This window comes from Leclercia sp. UBA7405 (assembly GCF_037152215.1).
Classification (GTDB): Bacteria; Pseudomonadota; Gammaproteobacteria; order Enterobacterales; family Enterobacteriaceae; genus Enterobacter; species Enterobacter pneumoniae.
In genome coordinates this window covers 89,770-109,748 of the sequence record NZ_JBBCMR010000004.1, presented here as the reverse complement: position 1 = coordinate 109,748, position 19,979 = coordinate 89,770, and the positions used below count along the sequence as shown (strand labels likewise).

The following is a 19,979-nucleotide window of genomic DNA, read 5'->3' as shown; positions in this document are numbered from 1 at the left end:
TATGGCGGCTGACACGCATCGTTAGCGGATGAAAATCGAAACCGCACTGCCCTCACACTTCGAGCGTCTGGCCGCGATCTGGGAATCCTCCGTTCGTGCCACGCACCATTTCTTGCAGGAAAGCGACATTGCGACGTTACGCCCGCTCCTGCTCAATGCTTATCTGCCGAATTTACAGGTGATCATTGCCTGCGATGAGCAGGGCAATATTCACGGCTTTTTAGGCGTGGACGAGAACCGCATCGAAATGCTGTTTGTGGATGCTGCGAGCCGGGGGAAAGGCGTCGGCAAACTGTTACTGACCTGTGCGGTTAACCATTTCGGCGTCAACGAAGTGGATGTGAACGAGCAAAACCCGCAAGGGGTGGCTTTTTATCAACACATGGGGTTTGTGCAGGTGGGGCGCTCGGCCCTGGACGGGCAGGGGAACCCGTTTCCGCTGCTGCATATGCGGCTGGCTGTTCCCTGATTTAACCATTCTTCTCAAATATGAAAGGCAATACGTTTTCCGGTCGGTAGTTCAACGTCGATACTCAGTTTTCCACCCATCGCTTCGATATAGCGTTTGAGCGTTGCGATTTTGAGCTCGTTACCTCGTTGCTCCAGTTGCGTAATGGCAGGCTGACTGATACCCATTAATTCAGCAAGCTGCTTCTGTGACAAATTGAGTTCCTCCCTCACCAGTTGCAAACCGGTTTCGAGGATCATTTCATCAGCCGTCTGTTGAATACGCTGTTGGCTTTCAGGCGAACGAGATGCAATCGCTTCATTTAGGGTTTTCATTTAACGTCTCCAGGACAGTCATGTGAAGAGAAAAGGCTTCATCTGCAATGCGAATAAGGTTGTCATAGAATCTTTTGTCATTACTTTTATCCCCTGCGCACAGCACGATGGCCCGGCGTAGTGGATCGAAAGCAAAAAGCGCGCGCACCGGACGGCCAGCATACTGAATTCGCAGCTCCTTCATATTTTTATGCTGTGATCCCTTAACCGTGTCGGCATAGGGCCGGGGAAGACGCGGCCCGTAAACTTGCAAGTTAAGCAAAGCAGCCAGGACTTTTTCCTGTAGCCCTTCATCTTGCGCATTCAGCCATTGTTCGAAATGCGCTCCCAACAGAATCGTCCACATGCTTTCGTCCATGATAAGCTGTAGCTTATATACCAGGCAATATAAGCTGTAGTTTATAATTGTAATGAATGCCGTTGGCAGCCATTTTTCTGGTGAAGCGAGTATGGCAAAGAGCGCAATGGAAGCAGATTGCGTCTTTATGACCGTGCGAGCACGCTTCAAGAATTTATCATTTGGCGAGCTTTAGCTTTGGCTGAATGAGGAAACGATCGGAAAGGCAGAGGTGCTTTTAATCAGGGAAAGTAGTAAAGAGGCGGAACACTAAAAATTATCTTCATAAACAAGTGTTTATTAAGCATTTTGGCGGAAGATCACAGGAGTCGAACCTGCCCGGGAACGCTGGCGCCCCCAACTGGATTTGAAGTCCAGCCACCTCACCGGAGATGACGATCTTCCGCGCCTCGATTGCTACATGGAGGCGGGGCGCATTATAGCTACTTTCAGACATTAACCACATACCCTGACACACTTATTTTCACCCCAGACGGGGCCTGCATTGATCCATTTCAGGTAAATCTCAACGAATTCCTCAGCTTAGCATTTTGTGCTCATCGAATTTTACCGCGATCACAAAAAAGAAGAATCGTAATCTGCTAACCAGAAAACAGAATACCCGCTTCATCGCCAATGGTTTACAACCTCTGTAACCGGTCTCAGCGCCCCCTACAGCGTGAAGGATAAAAAAAGATGAGCGAAGTACTGTCTGTAAAAGAGAAAATTGGTTACGGCATGGGTGACGCCGCCAGCCACATTATTTTTGATAACGTCATGCTTTACATGATGTTTTTTTATACCGATATCTTCGGCATTCCCGCCGGGTTTGTCGGCACCATGTTCCTGCTGGCACGCGCGCTGGATGCGATTTCGGACCCCTGCATGGGGTTGATTGCTGACCGCACCCGCAGCCGCTGGGGCAAGTTCCGGCCGTGGATCCTGTTCGGGGCCATTCCGTTTGGCCTGGTCTGCGTGCTGGCCTACACCACGCCAGACCTCAGCCTCAACGGCAAAATGATCTACGCCGCCGTCACCTACACCCTGCTGACCCTGCTCTATACGGTGGTCAACATCCCGTACTGCGCGCTGGGCGGGGTGATCACCAACGACCCGACGCAGCGTATCTCCCTGCAGTCCTGGCGCTTCGTGCTGGCGACGGCGGGCGGCATGCTCTCCACGGTACTGATGATGCCGCTGGTGAACCTGATTGGCGGCGACGATAAAGCGTTCGGCTTCCAGGGCGGGATCGCCGTATTGTCGGTGGTGGCCTTCCTGATGCTGGCGTTCTGTTTCTTTACCACCAAAGAGCGCATTCAGGTGCCGCCGAGCACCACCTCCATGCGCGAAGATCTGCGTGACATCTGGCAAAACGACCAGTGGCGCGTCGTAGGTGTGCTCACCATCCTCAACATTCTTGCCGTCTGCGTGCGCGGCGGCGCGATGATGTACTACTGCACCTGGATTATGGGGTCGCCGGAGGTGTTCGTCGCCTTCCTCACCACCTACTGCGTCGGCAACCTGATTGGCTCCGCGCTGGCGAAACCGCTTACTGACTGGAAATGCAAAGTCAGTATCTTCTGGTGGACCAACGCCGCGCTGGCAGTGGTGAGCGTGGCGATGTTCTTCGTGCCGATGCAGGCCACCGTCCTGATGTTCGCTTTCATCTTCGTCATTGGTGTGCTGCACCAGCTGGTAACACCAATCCAGTGGGTGATGATGTCCGATACCGTCGACTACGGCGAATGGACTAACGGCAAACGCCTGACCGGCATCAGCTTTGCGGGCACGCTGTTCGTACTGAAACTGGGCCTGGCGCTGGGCGGGGCACTCATCGGCTGGATGCTGGCAGGCGGCGGTTACGACGCGGCGGCTAAAACCCAGAATAGCGCGACCATCAGCATCATCATCGGCCTGTTTACCCTGGTGCCGGCGGCCTGCTATGTGCTGAGCGCCATCATCGCCAAACGCTATTACACGCTGAAAACCCCCTTCCTGACCAAAATCATGGGCGAGCTGGCACAAGGCGCGCGCCGCAATCAGCAAGAGTTTGAAACCCTGCCGGTCAGCAAAGAATTACGGAACTAAGAGGACGAGAGTATGAAAATCAGTGACGGAAACTGGCTTATTCAACCGGGTCTGAACGTGACTTATCCGGTTCAGGTGTTTGATGTGGAGCAGCAGGGCAACGACCTGGTGGTCTACGTGGCGCCGCGCGACGTGCGCGAACGCACCTGGCAGCTCGACACATTGATGTTCACGGTTCGTCTGTTTGCCCCGCAGGAGGGGATTGTTGGGGTGCGCATCGAGCATTTTCAGGGGGCGCTGGATAACGGCCCGCACTATCCGCTGAACGTTCTCAACGACGTGAAGGTCGAGATTGAAAACAACGCGGCGTTTGCCGAGCTGAAAAGCGGCAGCGTTAGCGTGCGCGTCACCAAAGGCGAGTTCTGGGCGCTGGATTTCCTGCACAACGGGCAGCGCATCACCGGCAGCCAGCTGAAAAATAACGGCTACGTGCAGGATGGCAACACCGATCGCAACTACGTGTTTGAGCGCCTGGACCTGGGCGTGGGCGAAACGGTCTACGGCCTGGGCGAGCGCTTCACCGCCCTGGTGCGCAACGGTCAGACGGTGGAAACCTGGAACCGCGACGGCGGTACCAGCACCGAGCAATCGTATAAAAACATTCCGTTTTACCTCACCAATCGCGGCTACGGCGTGCTGGTGAACCATCCGGAAAACGTCTCCTTTGAGATCGGGTCCGAGAAAGTTTCTAAAGTGCAGTTCAGCGTTGAAGGCGAATATCTGGAGTATTTCGTGATCGACGGCCCGACGCCAAAAGAGGTGCTGAACCGCTATACGCAGTTCACCGGGCGTCCGGCGCTGCCGCCGGCATGGTCGTTCGGCCTGTGGCTGACTACCTCATTCACTACCAACTACGACGAAGCGACGGTAAACAGCTTTATCGACGGCATGGCCGAGCGCGATCTGCCGCTGCATGTTTTCCACTTTGACTGCTTCTGGATGAAAGCCTTCCAGTGGTGCGATTTTGAGTGGGACCCGGTGACCTTCCCCGACCCGGAGGGGATGATCCGCCGCCTGAAGGAGAAAGGGCTGAAGGTCTGCGTCTGGATTAACCCCTATATCGGCCAGAAGTCGCCGGTATTTAAGGAGCTGAAAGAGAAAGGCTATCTGCTGAAACGCCCGGAAGGCTCCCTGTGGCAGTGGGACAAATGGCAACCGGGGCTGGCGATTTACGACTTTACCAACCCGGAAGCCTGCCGGTGGTATGCCGACAAGCTCAAGGGGCTGGTGGATATCGGCGTAGATTGCTTCAAGACAGACTTTGGCGAGCGAATTCCGACGGACGTCCAATGGTTCGACGGATCCGATCCGCAGAAGATGCACAACCACTACGCCTACATCTACAACGAACTGGTGTGGAACGTGCTGAAAGAGACGGTGGGCGAAGACGAGGCGGTGCTGTTTGCCCGCTCGGCGTCCGTCGGTGCACAACAATTCCCGGTTCACTGGGGCGGCGACTGCTACGCCAACTATGAATCGATGGCAGAAAGCCTGCGCGGTGGGCTGTCGATTGGTCTGTCCGGCTTTGGTTTCTGGAGCCACGATATCGGCGGGTTCGAAAACACCGCCCCGGCGCACGTCTACAAACGCTGGTGCGCGTTCGGTCTGTTCTCCAGCCACAGCCGGCTGCACGGCAGCAAATCCTATCGTGTGCCGTGGGCGTACGATGACGAGTCCTGCGATGTGGTGCGCCACTTTACTCAGCTGAAATGCCAGATGATGCCGTACCTGTATCGTCAGGCGGCGCTGGCGCGCGAGTTCGGCACGCCGATGCTGCGCGCGATGATGCTGGAGTTCCCGGACGATCCGGCATGTGATTATCTTGACCGTCAGTACATGCTGGGGGAGGCGGTGATGGTTGCTCCGGTCTTCTCCGAAGCGGGTGACGTACAGTTTTATCTGCCGGAAGGGCGCTGGACGCACCTGTGGCATAACGATGAACTTCAGGGTAGCCGCTGGCATAAGCAGCAGCACGACTTCCAGAGCCTGCCGGTCTATGTGCGCGACAATACCCTGCTGGCGCTGGGCAACAGCAACCAGAAGCCGGATTACGCCTGGAATGAGGGGACGGCTTTCCAGCTGTTTAACCTGAGCGATGGCGCAACGGCGGTAAGCGAAGTGCCTGCGGCAGACGGCACTGTCGTGTTTACGCTAACGGCGACGCGCAGCGGCGGCACTGTGAGGGTGAAAGGCGAGGGCGATGCCCGCAGCTGGACGCTGTGCCTGCGCAATGTGCAGCAGGTTGGAGGCGTGCAAGGGGCGTCTCATGCGGGGAGCGAGTGGGGTGTGGTGGTGAAACCGGAGGGGAGTGAGGTGGTGATTCAGCTCTGATGCGGTTTTCCTCCCCTCACCCTAACCCTCTCCCACAGGGAGAGGGGACCGTTATGTGCGGGCTGGGGGTTGCCCACACTCCCTTTCGTGAAAAGGAGACCGTTATGTCCGGGTTGGGGTTGCCCGCTCTCCCTTCCGTGACAAGGGGACCGGTAGGTGCGGGCTGGGTTTTACTCCCTCTCCCTTCAGGGAGAGGGCTGGGGTGAGGGTGAAACAGCCGGCGCCGTTGAAACCACGCCACCCGTCATCGTCTGCACCACCTGCTGTTTATCCATATTTATCGCACGCAGCTTGCCGTTCACGGTCGGTTTCAGCGGTGCGTTAGCCTGCACGCTTCCACTGGCGGTAAGCTGTATATTGCCATCTCCGGTCACAGGCAGCGCGGGCCAGCCCCACTGCTGCAGCACGTTTAGCGGCACGCCGCGTCCGTTGAGGCTGACGGTGGTTTGCCGTGGCGGCAACTGCGAAACGGTGCCGGTGGCTTCCAGAATACCTCGCTCGGTGAAGGCGCTCAGCTCGCTAATATTTACCGTCGAGGCGTTAGCATTGAGCGCCAGCGACGGTCGACGCACATCCACGCGATTAAAGGTCGCCGCTGCGCCGTTCAGCGTCGCGCTACCGCTCCAAACTCCCCACTGACGATCTTTCGCCAGCTGCAGATTCGCGCCGTAGCCATCCAGCGCGGTGATCTGCCATGGGAAGACGGGATCCACATCAATCACCAGGTTACGGCTCAGGCCGAATTTCTTCAGCGTTACGCTATTCAGCCAGGTCGGTAGCTCAGCCATCCACTGATTTTTCCAGTTCTGCGGCAGGGTGTACTCCAGCCCGGCGATGGCCACATCGTCCAGCACCAGCGCCTTACCGTTGCGCAACCAGTTACCGGAAGTACGGATCATCCCCCCCTCCCAGCGGGAGGTAAACTGACGCAGCGCCACGCCCTGCGGGGAAAACTCCGCGTTCAGAATCGGGTCAAACAGGTGCAGCGAGCCATAAATAAACTCACTGGCGTTCATCGACAGGCGGCCATCGTCGCTCTGCCAGTCGCCATTGCTTAACGTCAGGTTGCGCAAGCTCAGATCGAGATCGGTCACCGCCCAGTCCGGCCCCTGCAGCCGGGCGTCGGTCACTTCGAGTCGGCCAATTTTAAAAGACGGCAAGGTGGTGATAGGGGTGAAGAAATCGGCTAAGGCTTTATCGCTCTGCAGGCGAATCTCGTTCAGGCGCAGGTTATCCACCACCCACCCGCCGTCGGCATTGCGACGAGCGGTGCCCGTGAGCGAGCCGCGCGCCATATCGGCGCCGATGGTGCTCAGCACCACCTCCTTGCCATTCAGCTCGCCCTGAATCAGCACGTTGCTGGTATCTACACCGTTCAGGGTCAGCGACCCGGCGCTGATTTGAATCTGCGCTTTTTTGCCCAGCACATTACCTGCCTCGGGCTGCCATGGGTTAACGCCGCCGGTCACCTTCTGCGCGCTCAGATCCCACTCCATATTCGGACTGTTAAAGGCCATGTTATTCAACTGCAGGCGATCGGCCTGGAAAGGAAGCGGCGCGGTCTGCGGGGAGAGGTTCAGAGTGCCGTCAGAGAGGGTGATGGTATCCATATGCAGCGGATCGGTCACCTGGCGGCTGCTCAGGCCGATATCCACAGTTTTGGCAACCAGCGTGGCAGGTTTCCCGTCCCGGCCAAAGGTGACATTTTTCAGCAGGATATGCGTCGGGGAGGAAAAACGGTGATCCATCAGGTCGAAATTGAGCTCGTAATCGGTATTGACGGTGATCCAGCCACTCACCTGAGCCGCGCCCCAGCGGGTCTGGACCAGAAAATAGAGCGCAATAATCGCAATCAATATGGCGACAAGAATATAGACGAGCAGCTTTCCAATAAATTTCATGGTCTTCCATCCCGCAAAACGCACATAGAGGAGTTATGCAACATTTGGGCGCAATGCTCAAGGCGGGATTGGTAAATCGATGTCACGGCAGCCGGACGCGGCTGCCGTGAAATGGGGATCAGCTCTTCTCTGGCGGGAAGATCAGGTTGAGCACGATAGCGGTGATACCGCCGGCGGCAATGCCGGAAGAGAGCAGGTTTTTCACCCAGTCCGGCGCAAACTGCAGGATCAATGGCTGCTGAGAAACGCCAAGGCCTACGGCCAGAGAGAGTGCAATAATCATGATTGCACGACGGTTCAGCGGCTCACGCGAGACAATGCGCACGCCAGAGGCAGCGATGGTACCAAACATCACCAGCGTCGCGCCGCCCAGTACCGGTTCCGGAATGTGCTGAACAAAGCCGCTCACCGCCGGGAACAGACCCAGCACAATCAGCATCAGCGCCACCACAAAGCCAACGTAACGGCTGGCAACGCCTGTCAGCTGGATCACGCCATTGTTCTGGCCGAAGCAGGAGTTCGGGAAGGTGTTAAAGACCGCAGAAACAAACGAGTTCAGCCCGTTTGCCAGCACGCCGCCTTTCAGGCGTTTCATATACAGCGGGCCAGACACCGGCTGCTCAGAAACATCAGAGGTGGCGGTGATATCACCGATGGTTTCCAGAGAGGTGATCATAAAGACCAGCATCAGCGGCAGCAGCAGACCCCAGTCAATGCCCAGGCCGTAATACAGCGGCGTCGGGACGGTGATCAGTGCACTGTTTGTCGGTGCGGTATTCTCGGGCAGCATGCCCATGGCCCACGCCGCCAGGTAGCCTGCTGCCATCGCGATCACCAGCGAGGCGACCCGCAGGTAAGGGTTACGCTGGCGGTTAAGCAGAATAATGATGGCCAGTACGATACCTGCCAGCAGCAGATTTTTCGGCGCGCCGAAGGTGTGGTCGTTCATCGCTGCATAGCCGCCGCCGATAGACGTCAGTCCTACCTGGATCAGCGACAGGCCGATAATCATCACCACCACGCCGGAGACCAGCGGGGTAATGATGCGGCGCGCCAGATGCAGCACGCGGGAGATAACCATCTCGGTGCAGCTTGCCAGCATCAGGGTGCCAAACAGCGCTGCCATCATGGTCGGCACATCGGCGCCGCCGGTTTTCAGCGCGGTGCCGCCCATAATCAGCGGCGCCACAAAGTTAAAACTGGTGCCCTGGATCGACAGCAGGCCAGAGCCCACCGGACCCCAGGCTTTAATCTGGATAATAGAGGCCACGCCAGAGGCGAACAGCGACATACTGATGATGTGCTGGGTGTCCTGTGCCGGTAAACCGAGCGCCTGGCAGATCAGCAACGCCGGCGTTATCACCGCGACAAACATCGCCAGCAGATGCTGGCAGGCGGCAAACAGGGTTTGCGCCAGCGGTGGGCGGTCTTCAAGACGGTAAATCAGTTCACTGTTATGCTGCTGCGCAATCGGTTGCGCATCTTGCTGTTCTACGGCGTTAACGGACATCGGCTGCGATCCCAGGAGGAAAAGCGGGCATTCTAGCCGATGGCGCAATAAAAGCAAACGATTGCCAGCGAAATTTACGGATAAAGACCTCCGGTTTGTGCGGCTTTTTCTATATCGGGAGAAAAAAGTTAATTACACTTCCATCGCCGGGGCTCATGAGGAGCGCAAACCGGCCAGGATAACGCCGTGTGTGCATGGAACATACGCATAAAAGGAGCCTTCTATGATTCATCTCGATACGTTGTCGACGCTTGTTGCGGCAACGCTGGTTTTACTGCTCGGACGTAAGCTGGTTCATCGTGTTTCCTTTCTTCGTCGCTATACCATTCCCGAACCCGTCGCCGGCGGCCTGCTGGCAGCGCTGGCGCTGCTGGCGTTGAAGCAAAGCATGGGCTGGGAAATCAACTTTGATATGACTCTGAAAGAGCCGCTGATGCTGGCGTTCTTCGCGACGATCGGCCTGAATGCAAATCTGGCCAGCCTGCGCGCCGGTGGCAAAGTGCTGGGGGTGTTCCTGATTGTGGTGGTCGGGCTGCTGGTAATGCAGAACGCCATCGGCATTGGCATGGCCTCTCTGCTGGGGCTGGATCCGCTGATGGGACTGCTCGCGGGCTCAATTACCCTTTCAGGCGGACACGGTACCGGGGCAGCGTGGAGCAAAGTCTTTATTGAGCGCTACGGCTTTCAGAATGCCACCGAAGTGGCGATGGCCTGCGCAACGTTCGGGCTGGTGCTGGGCGGGCTGATCGGCGGCCCGGTGGCGCGCTATCTGGTGAAACGCTCCTCCACGCCAAACGGCAGGCCGGACGATGAAATGGTGCCGTCGGCTTTTGAAAAGCCCGAGGTTGGCCGCGTGATCACGTCGCTGGTACTGATTGAAACCATCGCGCTTATCGCCATCTGTTTGACCGCAGGTAAACTCATTGCGCAATGGCTGGCGGGGACGACATTTGAATTACCGACCTTCGTTTGCGTGCTCTTTGTTGGGGTCATCCTCAGCAATGGCCTGTCGCTGATGGGGTTCTATCGTGTGTTTGAACGCGCGGTGTCGGTGCTGAGGAACGTCTGCCTGTCGCTGTTCCTGGCGATGGCGTTAATGAGCCTGAAGCTGTGGGAACTGGCCTCGCTGGCTCTGCCGATGCTGGCGATCCTGGCAGTCCAGACGCTGTTTATGGCCTTTTATGCCATCTTTGTGACCTGGCGATTGATGGGTAAAAACTACGATGCGGCGGTGCTGGCGGCAGGGCATTGCGGGTTTGGTCTGGGGGCCACGCCAACGGCGATTGCCAATATGCAGGCGATAACCGAGCGGTTTGGTCCATCGCATATGGCGTTTCTGGTGGTGCCGATGGTCGGTGCCTTCTTTATTGATATCGTGAACGCGCTGGTCATAAAACTCTATCTGATGCTGCCCATTTTTGGCTAAGACTCAGGCGTTGGAGTAGCGCTCGGTCTCGGGCATCCAGCGATCAATTAACGCTGCCGCTTGCTCAGGGTAGCGTTCGTGAATATGCCGCGCCAGGCGCTGAACCTCGGGGATCATTGCCTGGTCGCGCAGTAAATCGGCCACTTTGAATTCCGCATTCCCGGTCTGGCGCGTGCCCAGCAATTCGCCAGGCCCGCGGATCTCCAGATCTTTTTGCGCAATCACAAACCCGTCGTTACTGTCGCGCAACACCTGCAGGCGCATTTGGGCCGTTTTCGAGAGCGGGGATTTATAAAGTAATACACAATGAGACGCCACCGCGCCACGGCCGACGCGGCCACGCAACTGGTGGAGTTGCGCAAGGCCCAGACGCTCCGGGTTCTCGATAATCATCAGGCTGGCATTGGGCACGTCTACGCCCACTTCAATGACCGTGGTGGCAATCAGCAAATGCAGCTCGCCCAGTTTAAATGCCTGCATCACCGCCTGTTTATCAGCCGGCTTCATACGGCCATGTACCAGGCCGATATTCAGCTCCGGCAGGGCGAGCTTTAGCTCTTCCCAGGTCGCTTCGGCGGCCTGCGCTTCCAGCAGGTCGGACTCTTCAATCAGGGTGCAGACCCAGTACGCCTGCCGCCCTTCCTGCATGCAGGCGTTGCGCACGCGGTCGATAATCTCGCTGCGGCGCGTATCCGGAATAGCGACCGTGGTCACCGGCGTTCGGCCTGGCGGCAGCTCGTCAATGGTGGAGGTATCCAGATCGGCGTAGGCGGTCATCGCCAGGGTGCGCGGAATGGGGGTCGCGGTCATGATCAGCTGATGCGGATGGAAACCCTGCTGCAGCCCTTTCTCCCACAGCGCCAGGCGCTGATGCACGCCAAAGCGGTGCTGCTCATCAATAATGACCAGCGCCAGGCCATTAAACTGCACCTGTTCCTGGAATATGGCATGGGTTCCGACAATCATCTGCACCTGGCCGCTGGCGATGGCCTCTTGTTGCGCAAGGCGTGCTTTGCCTTTTTGCTTTCCGGCCAGCCAGCCGACTTCGATGCCCAGCGGGGCAAACCAGTTGCGGAAGTTATTGGCATGCTGTTCGGCCAGCAGTTCGGTAGGCGCCATCAGCGCCACCTGTTTACCGTGCGCAATGGCGCGCAGGGCGGCAAGCGCGGCAACCAGCGTTTTACCGGAGCCCACATCCCCCTGAACCAGACGCATCATCGGTACGTCGAGCCCCAAGTCGCGCTCAACTTCAGCCACTACCCGAGCCTGGGCACCGGTGGGTTTGAACGGCAGCGAGGCCAGCAGCTTATCTTTTAAATCATCGCGCGGCGTAAGAGGCAGAGCGTGGAAGCGCTGGGCGCCCGCACGCAGGGCCAGCATACTGAGGTTATGTGCCAGCAATTCTTCAAGGATAAGCCGCCGCTGGGCGGGATGTTGTCCGCTCTCTAAATCGCTGAGCTGCAATGACGGCGGCGGACGGTGCAGGGTGCGTATCGCTTCCGGCAGGTTCATCATCCCTTGCGCCAGCTCCGGCGGTAAAAGCTCGGTGATGGCGCAGGTATCCAGCAACTCCAGCGCCTGGTCGGTGAGTTTACGCAGCGTCGCCTGTTTAACCCCTTCGGTGGTGGGATATACCGGCGTCAACGTCTCTTGCAACTCAGGCGTACTGAGATCCCCCTGCACACGATACTCCGGGTGGATCATCTCCGCGCCGTATTTGCCGCGTTTAGCTTCGCCATAGGCTAAAACCCGTCGCCCGGTGGCAAGACTGTTTTTCATCGCCGCGCTGAAGTTGAAGAAACGCATCGTGAGAACGCCGGAGCCATCGCTAATCTGGCAGGTCATCATCCGGCGGCCGCCGAAGGTGATATTGCAGTTCAGGACTTCGCCTTCAACCGTGGCGTATATGCCAGGTAATAGGTCGTCGATGCGGTAGAGATGGGTGCGATCTTCGTAACGCAGGGGGAAGTGCAGCAGCAAATCCTGCACGGTATGCAGGCCAATCTTCGCCAGTTTACTGCTTTGCGCCGCACCCACGCCCGTAAGCGTGTTAAGAGGAACGGCGTCGAGCAGGCGGCCTTTCATGATTTATCCCGCGTACTGCATGGTAGCCCACCACCCGGCATCGGCTTCGATCTCGCCCTGCGCGTTGACGTGGGGGTAGGGTAATTTTTTCTGCTTCGCCACGCGGGCCAGCACCGGATAACCACCTTCGAACAGCAGACGCTGTTGCTCCTCTTCCGGCAACATGCTGTTGCTACGCTGGTACATACCGGCGTTCTGACGCTGGCGCTGTGCTTCGTAGAGAATCAGAGCGGAAGCCACCGAGACGTTCAACGACTGCACCATGCCAATCATCGGGATGATAATGTCCTGATCCGCCAGATCTAACGCTTCCTGGGTGATCCCGGTCTTTTCCTGACCCATCAAAATGCAGGTAGGACGGGTGTAGTCGATCTCACGAAAATCGACGGCCTTATCGGAGAGATGGGTCGCCAGCACCTGCATTCCGCGTCCTTTAAGGTGCGAAACGGCTTCGCTGATGGTTTTGTGATTTTTTACCTGCACCCAGCTGTTGCTGCCCGCCGCCGCAGACACCATCGGGCGCATGCGGTGATCCTGCCAGACGGCGTGCACTTCGTGCACACCCACGGCATCGGCGGTACGGACGATAGCAGAGACGTTATGCGGCTTATGTACCTGCTCCATGCACACCGTCAGATCCGGCTGTCGCCTGGCGAGCATCTCACAGATACGCTCGTAACGTTTCGCGTTCATCAGCTTAGTTTCTGTTACGGGTGACTTTGATGACGTCCGGCATCACGCGGATTTTGCGCATAATGTTTGCCAGATGCACACGGTCACGGGCCGTCAGACGAATGAAGGCGCTGTAGACGCGGCCATCTTTCTCTTCCGTGTTCAAACTCTGGATATTAGAGGATGCCGTATTGATGGCAGCCGTCAGGTTCGCCAGTGCCCCCTGGTGGTTGAACATATCGACCTTAATTTCGGTGATAAATTCTTGCTCGGTCTCTTTATCCCACTCAACCGCCATGAACTTCTCAGGCTCTTTCTGGTAGCCGCGGATGTTACGACAGGATTCGTGGTGAATAACCAGGCCTTTACCTGGGCTGACGTGCGCCAGAATCGGGTCGCCAGGGATCGGGCGGCAACATTTGGCGAAGGTGATAAGCACCCCGTCTGCGCCTTTGATGGGCAGATGGGTGTGGCCAGACGCGCCAGGCGCTATCGGCGTGGCTTCGCCCTGTTGCAGGTTCTTCGCCACGACCACGCTCATGGCGTTGCCAAGACCGATTTCCGCCAGCAGATCGTCCATCGTGGCGAGCTTCATGCGCTCAAGCTCACGCTGAATGTTCTCTTTCGGAATCTCGTTCAGTTTACGACTGCCGCCCAGCGCATGGTTGAGCAGACGACGCCCCAGGCTGACGGAGTCGTCACGCTTGAGGTTCTTCAGCAGTTGGCGAATTTTGGCGCGGGCTTTGGAGCTGACGACAAAGTTAAGCCACGCCGCATTTGGGCGAGCGCCGGGTGCGGTAATGATTTCCACGGTCTGACCGCTGGTCAGCGGCTGCGACAGCGGATACGGCTGTCTGTCGACGCGGGCACCTACGCAGGCATGACCGATATCGGTGTGCACGGCATAGGCGAAGTCAACCGGCGTGGCGCCGGCAGGCAGTTCGACAATGCGCCCTTCCGGCGTGAAAACATAAATCTCATCCGGGAACAGATCGGATTTAACGCTCTCGATAAATTCAAACGAGCTGCCGGCGCTTTGTTGCAGCTCCAGCAGGCTTTGCATCCAGCGCTGGGCGCGAATTTGCGCCGTAGTGCTGGTTTCACCGTGCTCTTTATACGCCCAGTGTGCCGCAACCCCCATCTCTGCCATCTGATCCATATCTTCGGTACGGATTTGCACTTCGACCGGCACGCCGTGTGGCCCGATCATCGAGGTGTGCAGAGACTGATAGCCGTTCGCTTTAGGAATGGCGATATAGTCTTTCATGCGCCCCGGACGCGGCTTGTAGAGGCTGTGCATCTGGCCCAACACGCGATAACAGGTGTCGGAATCATGGACGATGACGCGGAAGGCGTAGATATCCATGATCGAGTGAAAACGTTGCTCTTTAAGCACCATTTTGCAGTAGATGGAGTAGAGATGTTTTTCGCGACCGCTGACGCGGCACGGAATACCCGCTTCCTGTAGACGCCCTTCGATTTCAGAGAGGATTTTTTGAATCATCTCTTTACGGTTGCCACGTGCGGCTTTCACCACCTCTTTGATCACGCGGAAGCGGTTCGGGTACAACGCTTCAAAGCCCAGCTCTTCAAGCTCGGTCTTGATGTGATGAATACCTAAACGGTGCGCCAGCGGGCTATAGATTTCGAGGGTTTCACGGGCGATGCGGCGACGTTTATCCGGGCGAAGTGAGCCCAGCGTGCGCATATTGTGGGTACGGTCAGCGAGTTTAATGAGAATGACGCGGATATCCTGCACCATCGCCATTATCATCTTGCGAAAGTTTTCGGCTTGCGCCTCTTTCTTATCCTGGAATTTAAGCTTATCCAGCTTAGAGACCCCTTCCACCAGCTCGGCAACGCTTTTGCCAAACAGCTGTTCCATATCCTGGTAGGTGGCGGGGGTATCTTCGATCACATCATGCAGCAGCGCGGCCATCAGCGTTTCATAGTCGAGTTTCATCTCGGCCAGAATGCAGGCAACCGCCACCGGGTGCGTGATGTAGGGTTCACCGCTTGAACGTGTCTGGCCCTCGTGAGCGTCACGTGCAACGAGATACGCCTGCTGAAGACGCTTAATCTGGTCTTCAGGCAGGTAGGTTTGAATCAGTTGATTCAGGCTTTCAAACAGATACAAGGGCGACCCGCAGGTTTAATTAACGACGACCTTCAGCAATGGCGGTAACGGCCTGCAGTTCTGCGGCTTCCTGCTCTTGCTGCTCCTGGCGCTCACGCACGTCGAGGATCTGGTTGTTGATCAGACCTTCTTCGATTTCGCGAAGTGCAATAACGGTGGTTTTATCGTTTTCTTCCGGTACCAGCGGATCTTTACCGCCAACCTGCATCTGACGAGCGCGACGCGCGGCGACCAGCACCAGGTCAAAACGGTTACCAATTTTCTCTACAGCGTCCTGAACAGTTACGCGTGCCATACTTGAAATGCTCCACAGATGAAGAAATGACTGGGCATGATACTGAATGTAGGTTCAGTCTGCCAACAGTTTGGTGATTAATGCGTCATGTCGCTGCTTCTGGCGGCTCATACGCAGACGTTCGGCGCGAAGAATGGTTTTGAGATCGCTCAGGGCGGCATCAAAGTCATCATTCACAATCAGGTAATCATATTCAGCGTAATGGCTCATTTCCGCAACTGCCTGCGCCATACGTTTGGCGATTACCTCTTCGCTATCCTGACCACGGCCACGCAGGCGGCGGTCTAGCTCATCTTTCGACGGCGGTAAAATAAAGATGCTACGCGAATCAGGCATTTTATTGCGGATTTGCTGCGCGCCCTGCCAGTCGATATCCAGAAACACATTTACGCCTGTAGCCAGAACTTGCTCAATGGTCTCGCGGGATGTGCCGTAATAGTTGCCAAAGACCTCGGCGTGTTCAAGAAACGCATCTCTGGCAATCATCGCTCTGAATTCGTCGTGATTAACAAAGAAATAGTGTTCACCGTGCACCTCACCTGGACGCGGCGCTCGCGTGGTATGAGAAACGGACACCTGCGTGTCGTACAACGGTTGGGTTTTTAACAGCGCCTGAATCAGACTGGATTTACCCGCGCCACTAGGGGCAGAAACAATATAAAGCGTGCCTTGAGCCATGAGAGTCTTTTGTATGTGTTAGCGAAGAAAGTCCTACATACGGGCTTATTATACACGTCGCCGCTGCGCGACGTAGCCTTTGTCACATTTTTTCCCTCTCTTGCAGATTTTTGCCTGCTTTTTTCCAGATTTATTGCCCGTTTGCTGCAACAAAAACAATTTCTGGATAACGCCTCGTGGAATTGGCTTTTGCCCATCGCACTCGGGAGTCGGTCTGCGTTATACCCATTCTCATTGCAGGGAGGGGTAACAATGTGGCGATGGGCTGGAGCAGTAATGATGGTATGGAGCGGCTACGGAATGGCGGTTTGCCCTGTCTGGTCGCACGCAAAAGCGGAGCAAGAGATAAACCGGCTTAGTGCGCAGATTGCCCGCTGGGATAAGGCTTACTGGCAGGATGGGGTGAGCAACGTCAACGACGAGGTATATGACCAACTGAGCGAGCGGTTAAAACAGTGGCAGCGCTGTTTTGGCGATGAGCACGCGGCACTGATGCTGCCCGCCACGCGGGGCACAACCCGTCATCCTGTTAGCCATACCGGAGTGGAAAAAATCAAAGATAGCGCGGCGCTTCGCGAGTGGATGCGAAATCGTGGCGATCTCTGGGTGCAACCTAAGGTTGATGGGGTGGCGGTCACGCTGGTTTATCGCCAGGGGCGACTGGTGCAGGCGACGAGCCGCGGAGATGGCCTGAAAGGAGAGGACTGGACAACAAAAGTGCAGGCGTTGCCGCGGATACCTGTTCATACGACGGGTCTGCTGGCAAACAGCGTCTTGCAGGGAGAGCTCTTTTTACGCCGTGAGGGGCACATTCAGCAGCAAATGGGAGGGATGAACGCGCGGGCCAGGGTTGCCGGGGCAATGATGCGACATGGTGAAAGCGCACTACTTAACGATATTGATGTTTTTATCTGGGCCTGGCCTGATGGGCCCGCTTCGATGCCGCAGCGGCTGACGGCGCTCACCCAGGCCGGTTTTCTCTGGACCGAAGCATGGACACGAAAAATCACCCGTGCAGAAGAGGCAGAAGCGCTCCGCCAGCAGTGGTATCACTCGCCGTTGCCCTTCGTAACGGATGGCATTGTGGTTCGCTCGGGGCAAGAGCCAAAGGGAGAGGAGTGGTTGCCGGGCGAGGGGCGCTGGGTCGTGGCGTGGAAATATGCCCCGGCGGCCCGGGTGACAGAAGTGAAGGCAATTACTTTTACCGTGGGACGCACCGGGCGAATAGCGGTAGTCGCCACGCTGGAGCCCGTACAGCTGGATGACAAGCGTGTCCAGCGGGTTAACCTCGGTTCTGTGGCGCGCTGGCAGAGGCTGGATCTTGCGCCGGGAGATCAGATTCAGGTTAGCCTGGCGGGGCAGGGCATACCGCGCATTGACAGCGTGGTCTGGCGAGGGGCGGATCGCACAAAGCCTGAACCTCCTGCCTCCGGGTATACCCCGCTAACCTGTTTTTATGCCACACCGGCTTGTCGTGAACAGTTTATCGCCCGGCTCGTACGGCTGAGCGCGCCATCGGTTTTGAATATCGAAGGCGTAGGGGAGGCGGGATGGCGTCTGCTTCATCAGATCCACCATTTCGAACATCTGTTTTCGTGGCTGGCATTGAGCAAGGCGCAGTTGCAACAGACGCCGGGGCTATCAGCCCAGCGCGGTCTTCAGCTTTGGCACCGCTTTGATCTGGCGCGCCAGCTGCCTTTTACTCGCTGGCTGGAAGCGCTTGGGGTGCCACTACCGCGCACCGCTTTGAATGCGCTTCGCGACCAGGACTGGTTAACACTTCAGCAACGGGATGAACACAGCTGGCGGCAGGTTGCCGGGGTGGGACAAGCGAGGGCGCGCAGGCTTATTGAATTTGTTCATCACCCTACGCTAATCGCCCTGACCTCATGGCTGAGGACGCAGGGCGTAAAAGGGTTCCAGGCGGAGAAGATTAGTGGCTGTCGTGGCGATAATGGAAAACCGGCAGACCCAGCTTCAGGCGCAACGCCAGCATGCGAGCCGTAAAGCCAAACAACAGAGTAGAGATAATCACCACATCCTGGCTGGAAACGTAATGTTGTAAGGCCACATATAACACGGCAGAGGCGAATGACACGCCGGCGTATAGCTCTTTCTGGAACACCAGCGGGATGCGCTTGCAGAACATATCCCGCAATACGCCGCCAAACACGCCGGTCACGACGGCAGCAATGGTCGCAATGACCGGGCCTTCGCCCATATCCAGGGCGATTTGGGCACCGATAATGGAAAAGACGATCAGGCCCAGGGCGTCCAGCACCAGGAACAGGCGGCGCAAATGCGGCATGACGGGGGCGACAATGGTCGTCAGCACGGCTGCTACGGCGACAATAATCACGTATTCAGGATGCTTTACCCAGCCAAGCGGGTAGTGACCCAGCAGGATATCGCGCACTGAACCGCCGCCAAGCGCCGTCGCTGTGGCAATAATGATCACGCCGAAAGTATCCATCCGTCGGCGGCCTGCGGCCAGCGCACCGGTCATGGCTTCGGCTGTGATACCAATAAGGTAAAGGATATGTAGCAGCATATAACCCCCAGATGTGAGGGCGTCAGGGTAGCGTTTTGTGGGTTAGCTCACGATTTAGATTTTTTTGTGTGAGGCACTTTCCCATACTTTTTCTAATGCGTGGACGGCGATAATGCAGGGGTTGAGCGTTTTAAGGGAGAAATTAGGATTAGATTTACTCGGGGGAAATGAGTAAATGGCCCCAACAGGGGCCATCAGACACAACGCGGGTTATTCGATGTTTTGAATCTGCTCGCGCATCTGCTCGATCAGCACTTTCAGCTCAATAGCAGAGTTGGTCACTTCAGAGTTAATAGACTTTGAAGCCAGAGTGTTCGACTCACGGTTGAACTCCTGCATCATGAAGTCGAGACGACGGCCTACGGCCTCCTTCTTCTTCAGGATGTTATAGGTTTCTTTTACGTGCGCTTCCAGACGGTCCAGCTCTTCAGCAACGTCTACGCGCTGAGCCATCAGCACCAGCTCTTGTTCCAGGCGATTGTTCTCGAGCTGAACTTCGGCCTCTTCCAGTTTGGAAACCAGGCGTTCACGCTGCCATTGCAGGACTTCTGGCATGTGAGTGCGCACTTTCGCCACTTCACCGCTCACCCCTTCCAGACGCTGCTCAATAAGCGCCTTCAGTGCCTGGCCTTCGGTTTCACGTGCGGTGATGAAATCATCCAGGGTGCTGTCGAGCGCGGCGAGGATTTCTGCGGCAATGGCGTCCAGATCCTGTTCCTGAGCCGCCATCACGCCTGGCCAGCGCAGGATATCAACCGGGTTAATTTCCCCTTCGTCACTCTGCATTTTGACCCAGTTCGCGGCATTAACCAGCTGTTTAGCCAGTTTTTCGTTCAGGACCAACTCCCCCTGTGCGCTGGCATCGGGTTCGTAGCGCAGGCTGCACTCGATTTTGCCGCGAGTCAGACGGGAGCGGATACGCTCACGAATCACTGGCTCGAGGCCACGGAACTGCTCCGGCAGACGAAAATAGGTCTCCAGGTAGCGCTGGTTTACCGAGCGCATTTCCCATGTGGCGCTACCCCATGCACCTTTGATTTCACGCCGGGCGTAGGCGGTCATACTGCGGATCATAGTCGTTCCTGTTTTTAAAGGAGAGATGGGGGGATTATAGCTTTCGGGGCCTTCCCAGGATAGGAATAAGCGGCATTAATCCGTATAATGCGCAGCCACATTCGTTTCAAG

The 19,979-nt window shown here is 56.8% G+C and carries 16 protein-coding genes and 1 tRNA gene; 5 read left to right on the top strand and 12 right to left on the bottom strand.

Annotated elements, in window-relative coordinates; all coding sequences use genetic code 11:
• The first annotated feature begins 28 nt into the window (after positions 1-28).
• Positions 29-469 (top strand): GNAT family N-acetyltransferase, encoded by a 441-nt coding sequence (locus WFN75_RS18520; protein WP_212478184.1) that lies wholly within the window; start codon positions 29-31, stop codon positions 467-469.
• Between the two features lie 14 nt (positions 470-483).
• On the opposite strand, the gene WFN75_RS18515 is transcribed toward WFN75_RS18520, so the two are convergent.
• The 3 genes from WFN75_RS18515 to WFN75_RS18505 all read right to left on the bottom strand — a co-directional run bounded on the left by WFN75_RS18515 (position 484) and on the right by WFN75_RS18505 (position 1,525).
• Positions 484-783 carry a helix-turn-helix domain-containing protein gene (locus WFN75_RS18515; RefSeq protein WP_040077811.1) on the bottom strand — a complete coding sequence of 100 codons (300 nt, stop codon included), beginning with the start codon at positions 781-783 and terminating at the stop codon, positions 484-486.
• The gene (locus tag WFN75_RS18510) at positions 767-1,129 is read right to left on the bottom strand and encodes a type II toxin-antitoxin system RelE/ParE family toxin (protein WP_286775652.1); all 363 of its coding nucleotides are present in this window, start codon (positions 1,127-1,129) and stop codon (positions 767-769) included. The genes WFN75_RS18515 and WFN75_RS18510 overlap by 17 nt, the downstream gene beginning before the upstream one ends.
• A gap of 301 nt (positions 1,130-1,430) precedes the next feature.
• Positions 1,431-1,525 (bottom strand) — tRNA-Sec (locus WFN75_RS18505).
• A gap of 291 nt (positions 1,526-1,816) precedes the next feature.
• Here WFN75_RS18505 and WFN75_RS18500 point away from each other — a divergent pair.
• A complete protein-coding gene (locus WFN75_RS18500) occupies positions 1,817-3,208 on the top strand; it encodes a glycoside-pentoside-hexuronide family transporter (protein WP_046886314.1) in 1,392 nt (463 codons plus the stop codon).
• Positions 3,209-3,220: 12 nt separating this feature from the next.
• On the top strand, positions 3,221-5,539 hold the full coding sequence (yicI, locus tag WFN75_RS18495; RefSeq protein ID WP_336996642.1) for an alpha-xylosidase: 2,319 nt from the start codon (positions 3,221-3,223) through the stop codon (positions 5,537-5,539).
• A gap of 185 nt (positions 5,540-5,724) precedes the next feature.
• Here the strand turns inward: yicI and WFN75_RS18490 are convergent, their stop codons facing one another.
• Positions 5,725-7,440 (bottom strand): AsmA family protein, encoded by a 1,716-nt coding sequence (locus tag WFN75_RS18490; RefSeq protein WP_336996641.1) that lies wholly within the window; start codon positions 7,438-7,440, stop codon positions 5,725-5,727.
• 118 nt (positions 7,441-7,558) lie between these two features.
• On the bottom strand, positions 7,559-8,950 hold the full coding sequence (locus WFN75_RS18485) for a nucleobase:cation symporter-2 family protein (protein ID WP_040077815.1): 1,392 nt from the start codon (positions 8,948-8,950) through the stop codon (positions 7,559-7,561).
• Positions 8,951-9,173: 223 nt separating this feature from the next.
• On the opposite strand from WFN75_RS18485, the gene gltS reads away from it, so the two are divergent.
• A complete protein-coding gene (gene gltS, locus WFN75_RS18480) occupies positions 9,174-10,376 on the top strand; it encodes a sodium/glutamate symporter (RefSeq protein ID WP_336996640.1) in 1,203 nt (400 codons plus the stop codon).
• A gap of 3 nt (positions 10,377-10,379) precedes the next feature.
• On the opposite strand, the gene recG is transcribed toward gltS, so the two are convergent.
• The 5 genes from recG to gmk are packed head-to-tail and all read right to left on the bottom strand — an operon-like array spanning position 10,380 to position 16,243.
• Positions 10,380-12,461, bottom strand: coding sequence for an ATP-dependent DNA helicase RecG (gene recG, locus WFN75_RS18475; protein ID WP_336996639.1), 2,082 nt, complete (start codon positions 12,459-12,461; stop codon positions 10,380-10,382).
• Positions 12,462-12,464: 3 nt separating this feature from the next.
• Positions 12,465-13,154, bottom strand: a complete 690-nt coding sequence (gene trmH / locus WFN75_RS18470; RefSeq protein WP_040077819.1) for a tRNA (guanosine(18)-2'-O)-methyltransferase TrmH — start codon at positions 13,152-13,154, stop codon at positions 12,465-12,467.
• A 4-nt stretch (positions 13,155-13,158) separates the two neighbouring features.
• On the bottom strand, positions 13,159-15,270 hold the full coding sequence (spoT, locus tag WFN75_RS18465) for a bifunctional GTP diphosphokinase/guanosine-3',5'-bis pyrophosphate 3'-pyrophosphohydrolase (protein WP_040077821.1): 2,112 nt from the start codon (positions 15,268-15,270) through the stop codon (positions 13,159-13,161).
• Positions 15,271-15,289: 19 nt separating this feature from the next.
• A complete protein-coding gene (gene rpoZ, locus WFN75_RS18460) occupies positions 15,290-15,565 on the bottom strand; it encodes a DNA-directed RNA polymerase subunit omega (protein WP_000135058.1) in 276 nt (91 codons plus the stop codon).
• 54 nt (positions 15,566-15,619) lie between these two features.
• Entirely contained in the window at positions 15,620-16,243 is a 624-nt protein-coding gene (gmk, locus tag WFN75_RS18455; protein ID WP_040077822.1) for a guanylate kinase, read from the bottom strand.
• 252 nt (positions 16,244-16,495) lie between these two features.
• On the opposite strand from gmk, the gene ligB reads away from it, so the two are divergent.
• On the top strand, positions 16,496-18,250 hold the full coding sequence (gene ligB, locus WFN75_RS18450) for an NAD-dependent DNA ligase LigB (RefSeq protein WP_336996638.1): 1,755 nt from the start codon (positions 16,496-16,498) through the stop codon (positions 18,248-18,250).
• Here ligB and WFN75_RS18445 read toward each other — a convergent pair.
• Both WFN75_RS18445 and WFN75_RS18440 read right to left on the bottom strand, forming a co-directional pair.
• The gene (locus WFN75_RS18445; RefSeq protein ID WP_040077823.1) at positions 18,177-18,794 is read right to left on the bottom strand and encodes a trimeric intracellular cation channel family protein; all 618 of its coding nucleotides are present in this window, start codon (positions 18,792-18,794) and stop codon (positions 18,177-18,179) included. The genes ligB and WFN75_RS18445 overlap by 74 nt on opposite strands.
• A 210-nt stretch (positions 18,795-19,004) precedes the next feature.
• Positions 19,005-19,868: a YicC/YloC family endoribonuclease gene (locus tag WFN75_RS18440; protein ID WP_040077824.1), complete on the bottom strand. Its 864-nt coding sequence runs from the start codon at positions 19,866-19,868 to the stop codon at positions 19,005-19,007.
• Between the last annotated feature and the right edge of the window lie 111 nt (positions 19,869-19,979).